12 protein-coding genes are annotated in these 20,426 nt (G+C 36.1%); 9 read left to right on the top strand and 3 right to left on the bottom strand.

From position 1 onward, the window contains the following. Positions 1-2 precede the first annotated feature (2 nt). The 9 genes from BLS98_RS17425 to BLS98_RS17385 all read left to right on the top strand — a co-directional run bounded on the left by BLS98_RS17425 (position 3) and on the right by BLS98_RS17385 (position 14,620). Positions 3-1,703 (top strand): autotransporter assembly complex protein TamA, encoded by a 1,701-nt coding sequence (locus BLS98_RS17425; RefSeq protein WP_228425335.1) that lies wholly within the window; start codon positions 3-5, stop codon positions 1,701-1,703. Positions 1,704-1,970: 267 nt separating this feature from the next. Then, positions 1,971-5,129, top strand: coding sequence for a SusC/RagA family TonB-linked outer membrane protein (locus BLS98_RS17420; protein ID WP_089737880.1), 3,159 nt, complete (start codon positions 1,971-1,973; stop codon positions 5,127-5,129). 20 nt (positions 5,130-5,149) lie between these two features. Then, entirely contained in the window at positions 5,150-6,667 is a 1,518-nt protein-coding gene (locus BLS98_RS17415; RefSeq protein ID WP_089737878.1) for a SusD/RagB family nutrient-binding outer membrane lipoprotein, read from the top strand. A gap of 83 nt (positions 6,668-6,750) precedes the next feature. Further along, complete coding sequence (locus BLS98_RS17410) at positions 6,751-9,093, top strand: phosphocholine-specific phospholipase C (RefSeq protein WP_089737875.1); 2,343 nt, start codon at positions 6,751-6,753, stop codon at positions 9,091-9,093. Positions 9,094-9,280: 187 nt separating this feature from the next. Next, positions 9,281-9,859, top strand: coding sequence for a hypothetical protein (locus tag BLS98_RS17405; protein ID WP_089737873.1), 579 nt, complete (start codon positions 9,281-9,283; stop codon positions 9,857-9,859). 101 nt (positions 9,860-9,960) lie between these two features. After that, positions 9,961-10,764: a WxL protein host-binding domain-containing protein gene (locus tag BLS98_RS17400; RefSeq protein ID WP_228436035.1), complete on the top strand. Its 804-nt coding sequence runs from the start codon at positions 9,961-9,963 to the stop codon at positions 10,762-10,764. Continuing rightward, positions 10,757-13,507, top strand: a complete 2,751-nt coding sequence (locus BLS98_RS17395) for a hypothetical protein (RefSeq protein WP_089737870.1) — start codon at positions 10,757-10,759, stop codon at positions 13,505-13,507. Before BLS98_RS17400 ends, BLS98_RS17395 begins: the two co-directional genes overlap by 8 nt. Next, entirely contained in the window at positions 13,504-14,028 is a 525-nt protein-coding gene (locus BLS98_RS17390; RefSeq protein WP_089737867.1) for a hypothetical protein, read from the top strand. Before BLS98_RS17395 ends, BLS98_RS17390 begins: the two co-directional genes overlap by 4 nt. Positions 14,029-14,044: 16 nt before the next feature. Continuing rightward, the gene (locus BLS98_RS17385; protein ID WP_139166145.1) at positions 14,045-14,620 is read left to right on the top strand and encodes a hypothetical protein; all 576 of its coding nucleotides are present in this window, start codon (positions 14,045-14,047) and stop codon (positions 14,618-14,620) included. Positions 14,621-14,746: 126 nt separating this feature from the next. On the opposite strand, the gene BLS98_RS17380 is transcribed toward BLS98_RS17385, so the two are convergent. From BLS98_RS17380 to BLS98_RS23615, 3 genes are all read right to left on the bottom strand, one after another. Then, positions 14,747-16,642, bottom strand: coding sequence for a SusD/RagB family nutrient-binding outer membrane lipoprotein (locus BLS98_RS17380; RefSeq protein ID WP_089737865.1), 1,896 nt, complete (start codon positions 16,640-16,642; stop codon positions 14,747-14,749). A 16-nt stretch (positions 16,643-16,658) separates the two neighbouring features. Further along, positions 16,659-19,571 carry a SusC/RagA family TonB-linked outer membrane protein gene (locus BLS98_RS17375; protein WP_089737862.1) on the bottom strand — a complete coding sequence of 971 codons (2,913 nt, stop codon included), beginning with the start codon at positions 19,569-19,571 and terminating at the stop codon, positions 16,659-16,661. A 653-nt stretch (positions 19,572-20,224) separates the two neighbouring features. Further along, the coding region (locus BLS98_RS23615; protein WP_228436033.1) for a hypothetical protein at positions 20,225-20,426 on the bottom strand (202 nt) is incomplete at its 5' end.

Genomic DNA, 20,426 nt, shown 5'->3' with positions numbered 1-20,426 from the left:
GATTGATAGAACGCATTGTTATTCTGAACAGAATAAAATGCAGTGAAGAATCTTTTGTATTTTTTCACAAACCTTCAACTTATATTCGGAATCATCAATTGAAGTTATTTTTAAAAATATTTTTTGTCCTGTTCTGCGTTTTTACACAAGCGCAGAAAAAACAGTATTGGCTTATTGATACAGAAACCAAGGTTAGGAAAAAGGTAAAAGATTCTACTTCTGCTGTAAAGTTTCTGGATTCTTTAGCGCAAAACAATTATTTCTTCACTCAATTGAAGGATGTAAAAGTAAAAGGTGACAGTACAGAGATTTTCTTTGACAAAGGAAAGAACCTTAATGAAACCTATGTAAACCTTTCTGATTCCATTGTGCAAAAGCTAAAGATTCAGAAGGATTTTTTTACAAAGAATCTAGATTCTACCAAGAAAAGTATCAATAAAAGTTATATTGATGACGGCTATTCTTTCAGCAGAATAAAATCCAAATACAAAGGTCAGAAAAATGGTTTTCCAATTGTAGAACTTGATATCAATAAAAATGATAAAAGAACGATCAATGGATTTGTTGTAAAAGGATACGAAAGAGTTCCCAAAAGATTCATCAAAAATCTTGAAAAAGAATTCAAAGGAAAAAATTACGATGAGAAAAACCTGCTGGCCATCAACAAAAATTTTCAAAGCCATCCTTTCGTGATGCTGGACCGGCAGCCACAGACCTTATTCACTAAAGATTCCACCAATATTTATCTGTTTTTACAGAAGAAAAAGACCAATACCTTTGATGGGGTCATTGGATTTGGAAATGATAAAACGGATAAGTTCACATTAAATGGTACCATGAATGTGAATTTTAGAAATATGTTCAACGGTTTCGAGACCATTAATTTATACTGGCAAAGAAACCCCGATAAAGGACAGAACTTTGACCTCCAGGTAGACATTCCTTATCTTTTTAAATCCAATGTCGGGATGAATACAAAGGTGAATATCTACAGACAGGATTCTACGTTTGCGAACGTAAAATTCCTTCCTGCATTTTATTACCATATCAATAACCGTAACAAAATTGGTCTCCGTGCCACATTAGAAACCTCAACCGTTATAGATTCTCTTTATGCAATCGGAAAAGACTATAACAAAAAAGGGATCGGGATCTGGTTTGAAATGACTGAACCTACCGATATTGATCTTTTTCTTTACAAAACAAGAATCAATGCCGGATACGATTATTTAACAACAACTTACACCAAAGGAAATATAAAAGCTGCCCAAAACCAATTCTATTTTTCCGGAGAGCATAATTACCATATTTCAGGAAACCATTTCCTCAATATCAAAGCAGAAGGGGCTATGATGGATTCTAAAATTGAGTTCTCTGCCAACGAACTTTACCGTTTTGGAGGCTGGAATTCTATGCGAGGCTTTAATGAAAATTCCCTCGCCGCCGACTTTTATTATTATGGAAGTCTGGAATACCGTTACCTCATCGGCAATCAGGCTTTCTTCGACCTCTTTGGACAATATGGACAGCTCAATAATAAATCATTGAATGTAAAACCTAAGCTCTACAGTGTGGGACTCGGTTTCAACTTCTTCATTCCGATCGGATTGATGAGTTTCCAGCTATCAAATGGTAATGAGTTTGGAAACCCTTTTAAATTTAATGACATCAAGATCCACTGGGGAATTCTGAGTAGATTTTAGAGAGGATGGAAGTTTGAGGCTTGAGGTTACTATTTTCAGTAACAGCCCTGCGATTAAAAGCTAATAGAACCTATTTCCGTTATTTTAAGACTTCAATAGCTCTCAGCTCAGCCATATTAATAAAACAAAAATCTCTATACAAGACATCTTCTTCACTTTACCATTTCATTAACTATTTCTATTAAAAAATACATAAATCGTATTTCTATTTTAATATGAACTTAAAATTCACGTAATAGTGCCCAGCTAAATTTGCATTCAAAAAAAATGAAGAAAGCTTTAGCTACGTTTGCAGTTTTTTTACTCCCCTTATATATTACAGCTCAGGAGATTGCCGTTTCCGGAAATGTAAAATCTGAAAATGGCACCAGTGTTTCAGGGGTAAATATTACCGATAAAAACACTGGTAAAACCGCTACAACAGATGAAAACGGGAATTTTACCATTTCAGCCAATCCCAAAGACATTCTGGAATTCTTTTCTCCTGATTTCTCTGTGTATACTGTGGAGGTTTCTTCAAAAAAGCAGTATTCCGTTGTGTTGAAAAAAACCAATGAGAAACAGATTGAAGGTGTTGTTATAACGGCCCTTGGAATTGCTAAGAAAAAGGAAAAGATTGGATATTCTACCCAGGAAGTAGGAACCAAACAGTTTGAAACCATTACCACGCCAAGTATTGGAAATTTATTCTCAGGACAGGTCGCAGGTCTGAATGTTTCTAACCCAACGGGAATGCAGCAGGCTCCACAATTTACGTTAAGAGGAAACTCTAATCTGGTATTTGTGATTGATGGGGTGATTGTAGAAAAAGAAGTTTTCCAGAATTTAGATCCTAACAATATAGAAAACATCAATGTCCTGAAAGGAGCAACCGCTTCTGCTCTTTATGGTTCAAGAGGACGATATGGAGCGATTCTGATTACCACAAAAAGTGCAAAGAAGAAAGGGTTCTCTGTAGAATTTTCTCAGAATACTATGATTACAGGTGGGTTTACCAATCTTCCAAAAACCCAGACTGAATATGGGAATGGTTCTCAGGGTAAATATGAATTCTGGGATGGAGCTGATGGTGGTGTGAATGACGGAGATATGATCTGGGGACCAAAGTTTGTTCCGGGTCTGAAGATTGCTCAATGGAACAGCCCGATCAGAGATAAAACAACCGGACAGGTTATTCCTTGGTATGGAGCCGTGACAGGTACTCAGTATAATGATAAAGCAAGATATGAAAGGGTTCCAATCGACTGGAAATACCATGACAACTTGGATACCTTCTTAAAGCCGGCCATTATCAACAATAATAATTTTGCGATCAGCTATCGAAATAACAAAGATATATACAGGTTTTCAGGGAATTTCATGAATTATGACGATAGAGTTCCCAACTCTTACCTACAGAAATATGGTATCAATTTCTCCTCTGAAAATCATTTGGGGGAAAAGTTCATCTTTGATACAAAATTTAATTTTAACCAGGCTTTTACTCCTAACGTTCCCAACTACGATTATAACCCTAGTGGGCACATGTATACTATTCTGATCTGGATGGGTGCTGATGTAGATGGGAAAGCTTTAAAAAATCATATGTGGATTCCCGGAAAAGAAGGGGTAGCACAGGCTAACTGGAATTATGCATGGTACAATAACCCATGGTTCGGAGCTGAATATTATAAAAATCAAAACAGAACCAACATCATTAATGCTCAAACAGGATTAGAGTATAAGGCAACAAAAGATTTATCTGTGAAAGGAAAGATTTCCCTTGTTGAAAATCACAGCAAAGTTCAAATATTCAGTCCTTATTCTTATTTCAATTACAATGCACCAAGAAGCGGTGGATATATCCTGAATGATACGAAAACCTGGAACCTGAATTATGATGTTCTGGCAACTTACAAGAAAAAGATATCTGAGAATTTTGATTTTACCATCAATGCCGGAGGTTCAGCTTTTTACTATAAGAATAACAAGAATGAAAGGTCTACAGATGGTTTAAGGATTCCGGAAGTCTACACATTTGAAAACTCTATAGGAGCGCTTAAAAACTTTACTTATCTGAAAGAAAAACTGATCTATAGTGCTTATTCAACTATTGATATTGGATTATACAATGCTTTCTTTATCAATATTTCCGGACGTAACGACTGGTCTTCTACTTTACCAAAAGCCAACAGATCTTACTTCTATCCTTCTGCATCCATCAGTGCTGTGATTTCCAACTTGGTAAAATTACCCGAGGCTATCAATATGCTAAAACTTTCTGCTTCTTGGGCGAAAGTAGCTTATGATTTCCAGCCTTACTCCATCAAAAACTATTATTCAACTAATAAAGGAATTAGCTTTAATGGTAACCCAACTTATCTATACCCTACTACTTTAAATATAGAAAACTCTTTAAAACCTGAGCAGACCAAGTCTTATGAATTAGGATTAAGTGCAGGCCTCTTCAATAACAGAATTACTTTAGATGCCACTTATTTCAGAACGCTTGATTATAACAACATTCTGGAGTTCCCAAGTGCTGAATCATCTGGTTTCATCTCTCAGTATGTGAATGGTAACGAATACACCACAAAAGGATTTGAAATTTCCCTTGGGCTCGTTCCGATAAAAACTACTGATTTCACCTGGAAAGCATTAATCAACTGGAGTACTTACGAACAAAAGCTAACTTCTATTTACGATAACATGCCTAACTACAAGAACATCAAGTTAGGGGAAAGAATGGACAGCTATTATGATTACACCTGGCAAAAATCTCCAGATGGGCATGTAATTCTGGATGCTAAATCAGGAATGCCTACAAGAGCTAATGCTCCAAGTAATCTGGGACATTTCAATCCGGACTGGACTTTTGGTTTCAATAACACCTTTAAGTATAAAAAAATATCCCTAAATATCGGAATTGACGGAAGCATCGGTGGAATCATGAGATCTCAGGTGGTTGAGAAAATGTGGTGGGGTGGAAAACATCCGAATTCCGTGGCTTACAGAGATCTTGAATATGCTAATCCAGGAAAGTATTACTTTGTACCGAACGGGGTAAACTATGATCCTGTAACAGGTAAGTATACCGAGCATACCAAGCCTATCAACTTCCAGGATTGGGCACAGAACTATCCTTACCAGGCCCGAGTAACGGAGGAGGAAAGTAAAGATTTTGCCAATGTTTTTGACAGAACTTTTATCAAGCTAAGATCTGTAGTCTTGGAATATGATTTCTCTTCATTACTGAATCCAAAAGGAATGATTAAAGGTTTCACTGCTAATATCTCAGCTTACAATCTGGCCATGTGGAAAAAGTCTAAAAACCTTTATTCGGATCCGGATTTCCAGATCAAAACCGGCAGAACAGAAGATATTACCAATGATATTCAGGACCCTTCAAGCAGATGGTTCGGAATCGGATTTAATCTTAAGTTTTAACTAAAAAGTACGTCAATACAATGAAAAATAATATCAATACAAATAGGTTTAAAGGCCAAACAGCTAAATGGCTGATAAAATCGGTAGTTGCGGCAGGTCTGCTTACTTTAGCTTCCTGTGAGTCTAATCTTGATAAAATCAATGAAAATCCTAATGACCAGGCCAGCATTGATCCGAAATACCTTTTAACTTATGTCTCTAGAGCTACATTTAAGGTGGATGGCGACAATATGTATGCTTCCCGAATGATGATTGGTACGGATGGGGAAAATAAATATCAGTACTTGAAATGGAACGAAGCTTCTTTTGAGGTATACTCTAAAGCGCTTTTGAACACCGTAAAAATGATGCAGGAGGCAGACAAGATTAAGAATAAAAACTATATAGCAATCGGTAAATTCTTAAGAGCTTACCACTTCTTTAATACCAGCTTACAAGTGGGAAGTATTCCATATACTGAAGCAGTAAAAGGTGAATTAGGGATTACACAGCCTAAATATGACAGTCAGGATGTAGTGATGGCCGGAATTTTATCAGAATTAAAAGAAGCTAATGATCTTATTAATACCAATGATAAAATTGAAGGAGATATTGTTTTCAATGGTGATGCTTCCAAATGGAAAAAACTGATTAACTCATTCCGCCTGAAAATTCTTATCACATTATCTAAAAAAACAACGGTTGGAAGCTATAATATTGCCACAGAATTTACATCCATTGCAGGAAGCCAACCTTTAATGACTTCTATTTCAGACAACGGTGAGCTTAAATTTGCTGATGCTGCAGACAGCCGATATTCTATGTTCAACAACAGTGGATATGGATCTAGTTTGTATATGGCAGACTATTTCATTAATTTGTTTAAAGCGAGACAAGATCCACGTTTATTCACATTTGCATCTCAGACTACCGGAGCTAAAGAGGCAGGAAAAGCGATTACAGATTTTACAGGTTACAACGGTGGAGACCCTATTTCAACTTATTCTGAAAATGCTAAATTGATTACAGCAAAAAACATCTCTAAGGTAAACGACCGTTTTTATAAAGATCCTACCAATGAGCCTTCTTCGGTATTGAGTTATTCTGAGCTGGAGTTTATTCTGGCTGAAGCTACTGCAAGAGGATGGATTTCCGGATCTGCAAAGACGCATTATGACAATGCAATCAAAGCAAGTTTCAGTTTTTATCAGACGTATGTAAAAAATCCGGGACAGTATTTTACAGGATTTGATGTGAATCAGTATCTGGCAACACCATTGGTAGTGTACAATACTTCTGCCCCATTACAGGAACAGGTTGAAAAAATCATCACTCAAAAGTACATGATTATGTTCCACCAATCACAGTGGACTTCTTATTATGATTATTTAAGAACGGGCTACCCTAATTATCCTTTACAACCTAGTGTATCGGCACCATTCAGATTCAGATATCCACAGTCTGAATACAATTACAACAGTGCTAACTTAAAGGCTGCTCTTACAACTCAGTATGGAGGAGATGATAATATTAACTCTAAACCTTGGTGGTTACAATAGAAATCTGACTTATTTTTATACCTAACAAAGAAATCGCAGGAAAATCCTATTAACTTGCGGTTTCTTTATTATTACGATAGATCATGAACAGAAGAGAATTTTTAGAAAAATCAAGTATTTTATTAGCTGGACTAGGAACTTCAAGTGTTTTACATCCGGCTATCCTAAAGGCTTTAGCTATAGATCCGGTTGCACAGTCTACTTTTTATGATGCAGAGCATGTTGTTATTCTGATGCAGGAAAACCGTTCTTTCGATCATGCTTTTGGAGCGCTTAAAGGGGTTCGTGGGTTTCTGGATAAAAGGACTTTTATTAAACAGGATGGTCATTCTGCTTTTTTTCAAAAGGAGAAAACCGGGAAATATGCAGCTCCAGCCCGTCTGGATCTGAGAAATACCAAATCAACCTGGATGAGTTCGCTTCCGCATTCGTGGGAAAACCAGCAGCAGGCTTTCAATAAAGGAAAGTATGACCAGTGGCTTCAGGCAAAAGCTTCAGGGAATGAAAATTATAAAAATATTCCGCTTACCTTGGGATATTACAACCGTGAAGATCTTCCGTTCTACTATCAGCTTGCAGACGCTTTTACCATATTTGATCAGTATTTTTGCTCTTCCATGACGGGAACTACCCCGAACCGACTTTTCCATTGGTCCGGAACTTTAAGAGAACAACAAAACGGTAAATCAAAAGCCAATGTAGTGAATGATGATATTGATTATGATAAAGCGAGACAGGCCAAATGGAAAAGTTTCCCGGAAATTTTAGAAGAGCAGAATGTTTCATGGCGTATTTATCAGAATGAAATCAGTCTTCCAAAAGGGTTATCGGGTGAACAGGAAGCGTGGTTAAGTAATTTTACAGATAACCCGATTGAATGGTTTTCAAAATTTAATGTAAAGTTTTCAAAAGGATATCATCAGCATATTCCCAATATCATTGCTTCGCTGAAGCAGGAAATTCTGAAAAAACCCAATCAGAAAGAAAGACTGGAAACTATTATTGCCGAACTTCAGGAAGATGAGGTGAAATATCATCCGGATAATTATTCCAAGCTTTCCCAACAGGAGAAAAACCTCCACGAAAAAGCCTTTACGACCAATTCTAATGATCCTGATTATCACAATGTAGAAGTTGGAAAAGATGAACATGGAGAAAGACTTGTTGTACCGAAAGGTGATGTCCTATTCCAGTTCCGTAAGGATGTGGAAGAGAAAAAACTACCATTAGTTTCCTGGCTGGTAGCTCCCGAGCATTTCTCAGACCACCCAGGATCGCCTTGGTATGGTGCATGGTATATTTCTGAAGTTCTAAATATCCTCACCAAGAACCCTGAGATGTGGAAAAAAACAATTTTCATTATCAATTATGATGAAAATGACGGGTATTTCGATCATGTAATTCCTTTTGCTCCACCTTTAAACCCAAGCCAACCAGTTGATATCAATGGAAAAAGCGGTGTGGAATATGTAAGCAAAGATCAGGAATATATGTCTGATCCTACTTTAAAAGACTACGAAAAAGCAGAAGGAACAGTAGGATTAGGCTATAGAGTTCCTATGATTATTGCTTCCCCATGGACGAAGGGAGGTTTTGTAAATTCTGAAGTTTCAGATCACACTTCTGTATTGCAGTTTCTGGAAAAGTTCATCATGAAGAAATTCAATAAAAATGTTCATGTAGACAATATCAGTGAATGGAGAAGAGCAATGTGTGGTGATCTTACTTCAGCTTTTAATTCTTCCAATATCAAGGCTCCTCAAATGGATTACCTGGATCAGAAAGATTATGCTAAAACCATCAATGCTGCAAAAAACAAACCTGTTCCTCAGCTGAAATGGTATGCAGAGAATGAACTGAAGAATGACTTGCTTGAAATTCAGGAGAAGGGAATGAAGCCATCCAATCCTCTTCCTTACAATTTCCATGTAAATATGGAAGGTGGTAAAATTACAATGACCAATTTAAAAGAAAATGGTGTTCCGCTTCATCTTTATGACAGAACCCAATTGAATGGCAATAATTATTATTTTTCTTATGCTTTATACTCTGGAAAGGAATTATCTCATCCGGCTTCGCAATCAGGAATATATGATTATGAAGTTTTTGGTCCTAATGGTTTTTTCCGAAAGTTTAAGGGAAACAGTACTCCAACATCGGAAGTTATTCTAATTAATAATACTTTAAAAAATCAGGTTGAGGTAACTATTAAAAATAGTAAAAAAGGAAATATTACCCTTGAAAATCTGTATACAAAAAATAAAAAAACAATCCATATTCAGAAACCGGAAGAGAAAATTGTGATGGATCTGGCTCCATACAAAGGCTGGTATGATGTAATAATAACCTCAGATGAGCATAGCTGGCACTTTGCAGGAAGAATAGAAACAGGAAAAGTATCTGTTTCAGATCCTCACTGGGCATAAGAGTTTTCTTCAACAAAGCATTATAAATCCTGCACAAACGTGCGGGATTTTTTGCGCATAAAAAGTGAAATACTTTTCAAGTATATTACATTACAACAGAAGAATAACCAATGATATAAAAATTATATTATATTTATTTCATAATTTATTGATTTTTCATTACTTTCACTCTACTAATATTAAGATCATGAATAAATTAAAATTAACGGTTGCAATGTCTTTATTTGCAGCTACCATCTCCGGAAGTTTAAGTGCTCAGGATAACAATACAGACAACCATACGATTACCATTTCGGTTCCGGATGTTGCCCTTGTAGATATTGAACCTTCTGCTACGAAAAATATCACGTTAGGATTTACTGCTCCTACTGAGGCTGGTAACCCTATTGTACCTAGTGCAGCCAACAATACTTTATGGCTTAATTATTCTACTATCAAGTCCGATACTAAACCTTCCCGTAGTGTAACTGTAAAACTTAATGCTATTATTCCCGGAATAGATGTGCATGTAACAGCCGCTTCTGCTACAGGAGCAGGAGGAGGAGGAGTAGGACTAACTGCTGGACTTTTAACTTTAAGTGCTGCTGACCAGACCCTTATTTCCGGTATTGGAAGTGCTTATACGGGAAATGGTGCTAGTAATGGACATAATCTTACGTATGCCCTTGTTGCAGGAAGTGCCTCTGGTGGTGTAGCCAATTATTCAGATTTAATGGCAAAAGCATCTACTATAGCTACTGTTACCTATACCTTAGTAGACAACTAGAACGCTAAATATTCAATTCTATATTTCATAAAACAAGAAGAAATTGTATTCCAGTTTCTTCCTGTTTTTATATTATTAAATAATAAACCTCAAAACTTTATATGATGATTAAGCGTATTCTTTTGTTAATCACTTTGATTTTGCAGTTCAGCTTTTTACATGCCGGCATTGTGGTTCTTAACGGGCTTACGCATTCCTACAAAATAGAAAACGGGAAAGTTTACAAAGGAAAAATTGCGATTGAAAATACAAGTAATAATCCACAGACTGTAAAATTATTTTTACAGGATTTTTCTTACCATGCCGATGGTACTATTAATTACACAGAATTACATACTCAAAAAAGGAGTAATGGAGATTGGATAAAACTGAATACCAACCTGGTAACATTAAAAGGTAAAGAAAAAACAGAAGTATTTTATGAAGTTACCGTTCCCGATCAGGCAATAGATCCCGGTAGCTACTGGAGTGTCATTATTGTAGAGCCTGTAGAGGATGTAAAACCCAGTGATAAACAACCTGGAGTAAGCATTACCTCTGTGGTACGATATGCCATTCAGGTGATTACAGATTACGATACGGAAAAGGCCAAACCGGACCTTAGATTTGAAAATATCAAAGTAGAAAAAGAAGAAGGAAAACAAACGGTAAAAATAGCCATCGCCAACAATGGAAATCTATATTGTAAACCGACAGCATCCATTGAAATCTATAATCGTAAAACAGGAGAAAAAATAGGGACTTTTTCAAGCTTAAAAATGAGTCTGCTGCCTTCTACTTCCAAAACTTTTTACATTGATATCAGTAAAGTGCCCCCAGCTCAGTACAAAGCTACTGTTATAGCTACGGATGAAGACGAGAACGCTTTTGCGCTCAATGTGGAACTAGAAGTAAAAAATGATTAAAACCTGGACATTATTTATTGTTATATTATTCCCGTTATTTGCTTTTTCTCAACAACAACCAACCCGATTGGTCAGTAAAAAAGATAGCTTAATACCGGGAATGTCTACTTCTATTCCCTTCACGCTAAAAAATAATTCAACTGAGAATAAAGTATATGATATTTCTGTTATCACCTCAAGTTCACTTATCACTCCTATTTTAGAAAAAGGAGAATTTGTGATCTCCTCTCAGGAAACTTCAGTATATCTTGTCCCTTTACGGATTTCAACAGAAACGGTACAAGGAGAATACTCTGTTACATTAAATATTACAGACCGTTCTAATGGATTATCTTCCACAAAAACGTCTAAGATTATAGTTTCCGCAAGCAGAAAACTCTCTCTTACAGCATTGGAATCACCGGAGTTTACAAGAGCCGGAGAAACCATCCGCGCTTCTTTTCTTCTCAAAAACAATGGTAACATCATAGAAAATCTTATTCTGGAAAGTAAAAATGCTATTGTTGACCACGATCCATCTATTATTCTGGGTCCCAACGAATCGAAAGTCATTACAATACACAAAGCTACTAATCCGGAACTGGGGCAGAATGAATTTCAAAACCTAAATCTTTCGGTACATTCAAAAGATAACCCTAAGGAAGATCAAACCATCTACATAAGTACTCAGGTTATATCCGTTCAGCCTGCCAACCAAGATATCTATCATCGGCTTCCGGTTGTAGCCTCATTATCTTTTATTGGAATGAAGAATATGGGCGTATACAATGATGGCTTTCAAGGTGAAATCTATGGTAAAGGATCATTGGATAAGGAAAATAAAAATCAGATTGAATTTCATGCAGCTACACACAATCCTATTGAGCTCAATACTTTTACTCAGTATGAAGAATATTTTGTAAACTATAAAAGAGGTAATCTATTTGTACATTTAGGAGATAAAACCTACTCTGCATCTTACTTAACTGAGTTTGCAAGATATGGCCGTGGTGCAGAAATCCGGTATCATTTCAATAGGTTAAGTATAGGAGGTTTTTATAACCGTCCAAGATTTTTCAGAGACATTAAGGATGAATTTAATGTGTATTCTGCATTTAAAATTCGTAAAGAATCTGAAATTTCGGTTGGGTATCTGTATAAAATGCCTATGAAAGAAGAATCTAATACCCGAAATATAAGCCAAAACGCTGAAGCTCATCTTCCTTATGCGAAAGGGCAGTTCAAAATTTCAAAACATATTAATCTCTCCGGAGAGTTTGCTTACAGTACGACCAAAAAAGCTGAAGGAACTGCTTATATGGTACAGGCAGAGGTAAATTTTCCAAAATTCAACGGGAATTTAACCTATATGAAGGCTAGCCCTCAATTTGCAGGATATTTTACCAATACCAATACTTTCAGTGGATATCTTCAATACAGACTGACTAAGAAACTGAATGTTATCGGCAATTATATGCAGGATGCTAAAAATTTTCAGAGAGATACCTTATTTCTGGCTGCTCCTTACAGAAAATACCTGCAGTATGGGATACAGTATAAATATCTCTCCAATGGTTCTATCATCATCAATCATGGTTTTCAAAAATATCAGGATCGTTTGGAGCCTAAGCAGTTTGATTACTACGAACGTTTCTTCAGAGTGAGCATAAATCAGCGTATCGGAATATTTCAGGTTAATATTGAAGGGCAGTTTGGTAATACAGACAATTATCTGATCGGATTTAATGGAAACTCAAGTTTGTATGCTGCCAATGTATCATTTGAAAAATTTAAAACCTCTTTCAATCTCTTTGGAAGCTATGCAATTACTTCCAGATATCAGCTGCAAAATCAAAAACAGCTTTATTACGGAGCGAGAATCTTCAGTAAATTTTCAGACAAAACCAGTGTAAGTTTGTTTTACCAAAACAACTACATCCCTGAGGAATATTTTAAGGACAGAAACTTATTTGAACTTCTATTTCATCAACAACTATTTCCCGGCAATGAGCTTGATCTTTCGGGAAGATATTCATTACAAAGAGGGCAAATTGGAGATAAAGATTTTATATTTTCAATGCGTTATACATGGCGGCCTAATATTCCGGTACAAAGAACTGCTGAATATGTTTCCTTATCCGGAAATGTTGGTAATCTGGGGATAAAAAAAACAGATGGGATAAGATTAATGCTGGGCAGTTATTTATCTATTACAGACAAAGAAGGGAATTACACATTTAAGAATGTAATTCCCGGTAATTATTTTCTTGAGATAGACCGCTCAACCACAGAGATCAATGACATTCCAACTGTAGTTTTTCCAGCTGCACTGCCTCTTACCGATAAAGAAAATGTTTTTAATTTCGGGATAACAACAGCAGCCAATATCCAGGGTCAGGTTCAACTTTTAGAAACGGAAAATAAAAGCCTGGCAGATATTGAAGCCCTACAGTCAAAAAAAGGAAAGAAAAAAAGAGAAAGTATAATTGTAGAAGCGGTTGGAGACAGCCATACTTATCGTAAAATCTGTTTTGTAGGAGAAGATTTTGATTTTACTTATCTGAAACCAGGTGACTGGACGGTAAAACTTTATAGGAATGGTCTTGATAAACGGTATAAGATTTCAACTGATCAGTTTCAATTTACTTTGAAACCCTCAGAAATAAAAAAATTAAATATCCAGATTGTCAAACAGCAGATAGAAATCAAGTATCAACAGGAATCCTTAAAAGTAGGATATAATGAAATAAAAAATAAGAAATGATTCTGAACCGCACCCTATTACTAGCCGCCTTTACGTTCTCCTGTTCATTGTATTCTCAGACGAATGTTACGTTGACTTTACCTGTTGTTACTTTAATGGACATAGAACCTACCGGAAACATTGCTTTAAACTTCACGCCCCCTACTGAAGCAGGAAACCCCATTGGCAATCCAACCCCCAATACATCGAAATGGATTAACTATACTTCTGCTATTATCAGTGGAGGACTTACCAGAAAAATCACCGCGGCTATTAGTGGAACTCTTATTGCGGGACTAGATATCAAATTACAGGCAGCTGCTGCTTCCGGCGCAGGAGGCGGAACATTAGGAACTCCTTCGGCACAAGTTACTTTAACCAACACTCCGGTTACCATCATCAGTGGAATTGGAGGAGCTTTTACTGGCAATGGAGCCAATAACGGGCATCGATTGACAATTTCTCTGGTTCCCAATACTTATGCCAACTTAGTTACCCGGCCCAATACCACCCTTACCATTGTCTATACCATCACCGAATAATAAATGAAGTATGAAAATGAATTGTCAATTTTTCCGAAAAATCTGTATAAAAAGGTTGATCTATATTATCCTTATACTCAGCAGCAGCAGTTTTATAAAGGCACAGGTTGTAAATGTCTCCGGAAACTGGAATGCCAGTATACCAGCTATTACCGAAGCCGGTAGTAATTATACAGGAACTTATGATAATTCCGGAAATACCGCCCCTAATCTAATAACATTATCTGGTACATTACCTGGTTCTTTCCTTAATCTACTTTCAAGTTCCGGTGCAAAGATGACCATGCGCTATACACCTAACCCCTGGAATAATTCTCTGACTCTTTCCGCGAAAAGAACCGGTGGGACAACAGCAATACATGGACTTTGTGTCCTTTGTACAGCCTCAATCAACGGAGGTGCAAATTATATCCCAATATCCCAAACCGGTGATACAACTTTTATAACTTTTACTTTTAGTGGTGTTTTAGGAGTGGGTAATAGTGTAACTTTTGCAGATATCAATTTAATAGTACAGCTAGCCGGTGTTTCTGTAACAGTTCCCTCAAACACCTATAGTGCTCGAATAGTTTTTACCATCGTTGCAAATTAATGTAACCAGTAATGAAGAATGCTTACTTTCAAGAAGTAAAGTTGCAGCTATCATTATATATAAAAAAAGAATCCTTTCCAATATTTGGAAAGGATTCTTTTTTTATATATAATAAGTATATTCAATTTAGTGTTTTGCCCACCAAAGAGGGGTAAGCACGGCATCTTGTCCACCTAATAACTGTACGGCTTTCGTATACCCATCCTGGTCCGTATTTCTGAAGATACTTGGATATCTCAACCTTTGAGGGAAATTCTGAATAGAATTGGTCATATAATTTCCTGAATTCAGATTAGGTAAATTAACCAATGGTGTTTCTATTGCAGGATTTTCAAAGAAAGGTAACCCCAGTCTTCTTTGATCACTCCAGGATTCCAACGGAAGCCATGGCATATTGGCAATATACTTTTGGGTGATGATTTTCGTAAGCTTGTCATTTCTCACAGAACCGTTTTTATAAATAGTATTTACAGGATATTTAATCTCAACAGAAACCATATTACCCGTAGAAGGGTCTTTGTAGTTCATGGTATGACTGGCTCCCGGCTCTGCTACATGGGTGTAGGCAACAGAAGTTCCATCACGATTATAATCTGTTGAGGCAATATACTGAGTATAGAATTGGGATACTTCATTATAAGCAAAGCTATCCTGAATTCCTTTATTATAAGCAGCTACATCACTCATAGGAACAGACCAGCCCTTTAGAGCAGCTTCCGCCATCAGGAAATACGTTTCCCAGCTTGCAAAGAAAATTCTAGAGTTTTTGCCTTCTCTATATTGTTTCCCTAAAGCAGGCATACACCCAATAACGCCTCTTAATCCGTTTCTCTGTCCTTTTACACCCCAATTTCCTATTGTTGTCGTATTCCAGGTATTTACTGTATTGATTGTAACTTTAGATCCGTTTGCAAAAGTAAGATCCCCTTTATTGGTAGTAGCCTGGCTGGTATAGGTAGGATAAAGTGAATAAATTGGGTTGGTAAGGTCTCCAGGAATATAAAATGTTTTATAAGCTCTTGGGTCTATTTTATTAGGAAGCCCATCCAGCCAGTATCCTGCGCTTGGATCATTGGTTAATGTGGAGAATTGTTCATCATATTTTACTCCAATATAATCGGAAGCTTTTACGGATGTATGCTGTGCAGCCGGCAATTGATCTGTAGAGTTAACGCCTCCTAAACCGATATACATATTATTTAAAGTAGCGGATAAAATCTGAGAGTTCCATTCTCTGGACATTACCCCTGATAAAGGATTCCAGCCTGTATCTTCTTTAACTTTAAAATTATCATCACTTGTACTGATAAACATATTAGAATTGGCCGCATTTTCAAACTCTGCTTTTGCTTTTGCAGGATCTACCTCTGAAATTCTCATGGCAATTCTCATTCTCATGGAGTTAGCATACTTTACCCATTGGCTCCATTTAAATCCATAGGCCATATCATAAGCACTGGGATTGGAAGGGGCAGGTTGGTTAACATCCATTTTAGCTGCTGCATCCTTTAGTTCGTCTAAAATAAAATAATAGACCTCTTTTTCAGAATTAAACCCAGGATTTACTTTTTTAAATGCCTGAATAGGTTGGGGCCCAAAATTATCAGAAAATTCACTCATTAAATAAGCTCTCCAGATTCTAGCTACCTGGGTAAGATTATCATAGTAAGGTTTACCTTGTCCTATTGCTTTCTTTTCGTTGACGATATCAATAGTTGCATTGGCATTATTCAGCCATTCTGAAATTCCTTTCCAATACTCCAGTGTCCAGGAGTCATCATATGAACCCCCTGCAATTCCTGTGGTCAGATGTTGTCTTGCTGCCGTTTTCCAATATAAAACAAAAGTACGTTCAGCAATATTGGGATCTTGTTGAGCACCCAAGATAGAATTATTCAAGAAATACTCCGGTTCAGCACTATTAATATCAACCGCATAAGGATCGTTATTCATGTCTTCAAAATCGCTACATGAAGCAAGAACCGTAGCAAGTGCTATGAAAGATAAAATATATTTTTTCATAATGGTATTATTGATATTAAAAGCCTAGTGTAATAGTGAATAAATAAGATCTGGTAGTTGGAAATGAAAGATTTTCAAATCCTACAGCATTGGAGTTGATAGCAAATACAGATTCGGGATCAATACCTTTTGCTTTACTATACAACATCCATACATTATTTGCTGTGAAAGCAACCTTAGCACTTTGAAGTGCAAATTTTTGAAATAAACTCTTAGGGAAACTGTATGATACCTGAATATTTCTTAATCTAATATTCGTAGCATCATAAATATTCTGTTCTGTAATTCCCAGGTTTCCTGTTGTTACCGCTGCCCAGTAATCTTGTTGTGTGATCTCTTTAGTATTAGATGCATAACCACCCCCTGGCTGCTGTACTACTGCATCAAGAACAAAATTATCTCTTCTTCCTCCCGGAGCTGTATCTTCTGCAAGTCCTACTTTTTGTAAAGCTGATTGTGTACCTGAATAAAATTTGCCACCAATACGACCATCAATCTGAAAAGAAAGCCCAATATTTTTATAACTAAAACTATTGGTAAGTCCAAATAACATGCGCGGATTTTGATCTCCTAAATAATACTGATCGGGAGTAGCCTGGGGTAATCCGTTTGCTCCTACAATCAATTTTCCAAAATTAGGATTATTAGGATCTTCTACCCTTAAAAATTTGGTTCCATAAATAGCTCCATAAGGCTGGCCTACTTCTGCAAAAAATGTAACATTATCATAGCCTCCACCTCTCAAAGGATATTTAGAAAGAGAGCCATAAATATCTTTTATCTCACTTTTTAGTTTTGAAAAATTGGCATTTACATTCCAGTTAAAGTTTTCATTTTTAAAAATATCAGTATTCAATACCACTTCAATTCCACTATTTTCAAGTTTCCCGCCATTAATTTTCATATCCTCATACCCTGAAAGAGGATTCATAGGTAGATTAATTAATTGTCTTGTTGCTGTGTTAAAAAAATAACTTACATCCAGAGAAACTCTATTAAAAAACTTAAGATCAGCTCCTACTTCAAAGCTCTTTAATTTTTCAGCTTGTACAGAGGCATCATATAGAGATTTTAATCTACCTAAAACAGCATGTCCTGTGGGGTCAGCCGCAAGTTTATAAATATTATATAGTTCGTAAGGATTTAAAGAATTTCCGGTTACGGCATAAGCTCCACGAAGCTTTGCAAACGTTAATACTTTTGAAGTTGTACCATTCAGTTTATGCAACATTTCTGTTAAAACCAAGGATGTACTTAAAGAAGGATAAGAATATGATCTGTTTTCTACATTTAAAGTTGAAGACCAGTCATTCCTGAACGTAGCATTAATAAACCAATATCCGTCATAATTAATTTCCAAAGCTGCAAAAACGGAATTAATCTTCTTCCAAAGATCAACCTCATTATTAGCGCTACTTGCAAGATCACTGGTATTGTTTACACTAAAAACATTGGGAACAATTAAATTTTGAGTACTGAAATAAAGAGCTTTAGTTCTTGTCTCCATTAGTTGTCCATACAATGCAAGAGAACCACCCCATTTCCCAAATAAGTTATCTTTTTTAGCAGTAAGGTTTGCGATATAATTGTTCTCATAAAACTTCTCTTCACTAGTGGAATAAGAGTTTCTTCGTGATGAACCTGTCCATACTCTGGCATCTGCATTCAAAGCGTAAAAATCAGTCCCAAGCCTTACATCTGCACTCAACCAATCATTAAACTGGTATTTAAGGTAACTATTTAACAATGCACGATCTTTTTTATCAGCATTAAGACTGTTGTATGCCGACCAGTAAGGGTTTATACCATTGGGGCTAATCCAATTCGATTTTATATTGTTTTGTGTTTGTCCTTCACGATAATCGCGAATATCAATATTCTGTGGCATCAGGAGAATGTTAGAATAATAATTTCCATCCCCTCTTCCGCCAGCAGGTCTATTCCTTGCCTTACTACTAATGTATTGTACCTTTACTTCTGATGTCCATCTTTTTTCTTTTCCAAAAACAGAATTCATTTTTGCCATGAAGTTGAATCTCTCAAATTTGGAATTAGGAATCTGGCTATTATCATTTAAATAATTCATAGATGTATATAAGCTAGTCCCTTCTCCCAGATTTTCCTGAAAATTCAAAGTATGCTGAGAATTGATTCCTGTTTTAAAAAAATTACTCAGGTTATCATATCGCTTCATATTAGTTCCGTCCAATGCGGGGCCCCATGAACTTGTATTCTCACTATTAGCAGGATTCACAACACCATTTTGGCCTAGTCCAAAACTTGTCTGCATATCTGGCTTCATAAAAATAGTTTCAAAACCTAAATTGGTAGAATAAGTAATTCCTATGCCGCCTTTCTTCTTTCCAGTTTTTGTTGTAATCAGAATAACACCATTTCCACCCCGGGCTCCATATAGTGCAGAAGCTGCACCTCCTTTAAGGACAGAGATACTTTCTATATCTTCTGCATTAATATCATTCAGCCCATTTCCCATATCCAAATCAGGGTTCCAAAAATCGTTATTATAATAACCATTATTCTGCTTGGCTTTTACCCCCATACCATTGCTCAATGGAACCCCGTCCACTACAATCAGAGGTTGGCTGTCTCCTGTAAGAGAGTTAAAACCTCTTAGATTGATCCTTGATGATGATGCAGGACCAAACCCACCTTTAATTACTTGCATTCCTGCTACTTTACCAACTAAGGCATTAGTAACATTCGTTTCTTTTGCATCAACGAGAGCTTGCCCTTTTACATCTTGGAAAGAATATCCCAAGGTTTTCTTTTCTTTTTTTACTCCATAGGCTGTTACAACAACTTCATCAATTTTTCCAACCTTAGCAGAATCTGTCTTCTGTGCAGACAATCCAGTAAAGCAAAGAAATAATGATGAAAGAATTCCCGCCTTAACGATAGTTCTATTCATAATTATATTTAATATTTTGAAATCAAATATAATATTTTAACAGTATTTAATAGTATACTAATAAAAAATAAGAACAAACACTAAAATATCATTGATATAAATGAAGTTATACTTTCATATTCAAAAAAATAACTTACAATTTAATAGAAATAGAAAATATTTAAATGCAAAAAAAGCTTGTAAGTAGTGAGATTAGAAAATAAAGAAAAGAATTCTATTATTATTTTGAAGGATAGTTATTTTTTGGACGAATACTGAAGGACGCTTCTATTCTAATGACTAATAAGCAATAAGTAATCTATAATGATGGTAAATATTTGTATGATACCTTAGTTTGTGCCCTAACCTCACTCTTTGTCATCCCGTAGGGATCTAGACAATGGTATTCATAATTTTATTCTACTCTGGTTATGGATAGCTTATTTCATAACCTTATAATTGCTAAGGATCCTTACAGAAGTCAAAGATTAGAAGTAGTCAGTGACAAAAGTGGCGATGGAAAAAAAATAGTAATGATACCAAGAATATCTGTCATAACACAATAGCTTAATATAAAAATAAGTCTATTGTTATTTTACATATTCAGGATTCAATAGAAGTGGGCTTTAGCCCGCTTTATCATGAAGAATAATTCCAATGGCTTTAGCCAAAACTTAAAGATAAGTGGCTATGAGCATGGTTTTGGTTTGCGTTGGATTGAGTTGTGGATTGAATATCCTTGAGCTGTGGATTAGCTCTGCTTTATTCGTTGGGTATAACGCAAAAAAAAATCCTTTATCGTAATGATAAAGGATTTTTAAAAATAAAATAAAAACTGGCGGCGGCCTACTCTCCCGCGTTAGCAGTACCATCGGC

The organism is Chryseobacterium jejuense (assembly GCF_900100075.1).
Lineage (GTDB): Bacteria > Bacteroidota > Bacteroidia > Flavobacteriales > Weeksellaceae > Chryseobacterium > Chryseobacterium jejuense.
The sequence above is the reverse complement of the archived record's forward strand: the minus strand, read 5'-3'. Positions and strand labels throughout refer to the sequence as shown.

Bases quoted from the DNA above. Each gene is read 5' to 3' on its own strand.
- BLS98_RS17380 (WP_089737865.1), bottom strand. From the start codon at position 16,642: ATGAAAAAATATATTTTATCTTTCATAGCACTTGCTACGGTTCTTGCT.
- BLS98_RS17385 (WP_139166145.1), top strand. From the start codon at position 14,045: ATGAATTGTCAATTTTTCCGAAAAATCTGTATAAAAAGGTTGATCTAT.
- BLS98_RS17405 (WP_089737873.1), top strand. From the start codon at position 9,281: ATGAATAAATTAAAATTAACGGTTGCAATGTCTTTATTTGCAGCTACC.
- BLS98_RS17400 (WP_228436035.1), top strand. From the start codon at position 9,961: ATGATGATTAAGCGTATTCTTTTGTTAATCACTTTGATTTTGCAGTTC.
- BLS98_RS17410 (WP_089737875.1), top strand. From the start codon at position 6,751: ATGAACAGAAGAGAATTTTTAGAAAAATCAAGTATTTTATTAGCTGGA.
- BLS98_RS17420 (WP_089737880.1), top strand. From the start codon at position 1,971: ATGAAGAAAGCTTTAGCTACGTTTGCAGTTTTTTTACTCCCCTTATAT.
- BLS98_RS17390 (WP_089737867.1), top strand. From the start codon at position 13,504: ATGATTCTGAACCGCACCCTATTACTAGCCGCCTTTACGTTCTCCTGT.
- BLS98_RS17415 (WP_089737878.1), top strand. From the start codon at position 5,150: ATGAAAAATAATATCAATACAAATAGGTTTAAAGGCCAAACAGCTAAA.
- BLS98_RS17395 (WP_089737870.1), top strand. From the start codon at position 10,757: ATGATTAAAACCTGGACATTATTTATTGTTATATTATTCCCGTTATTT.
- BLS98_RS17375 (WP_089737862.1), bottom strand. From the start codon at position 19,571: ATGAATAGAACTATCGTTAAGGCGGGAATTCTTTCATCATTATTTCTT.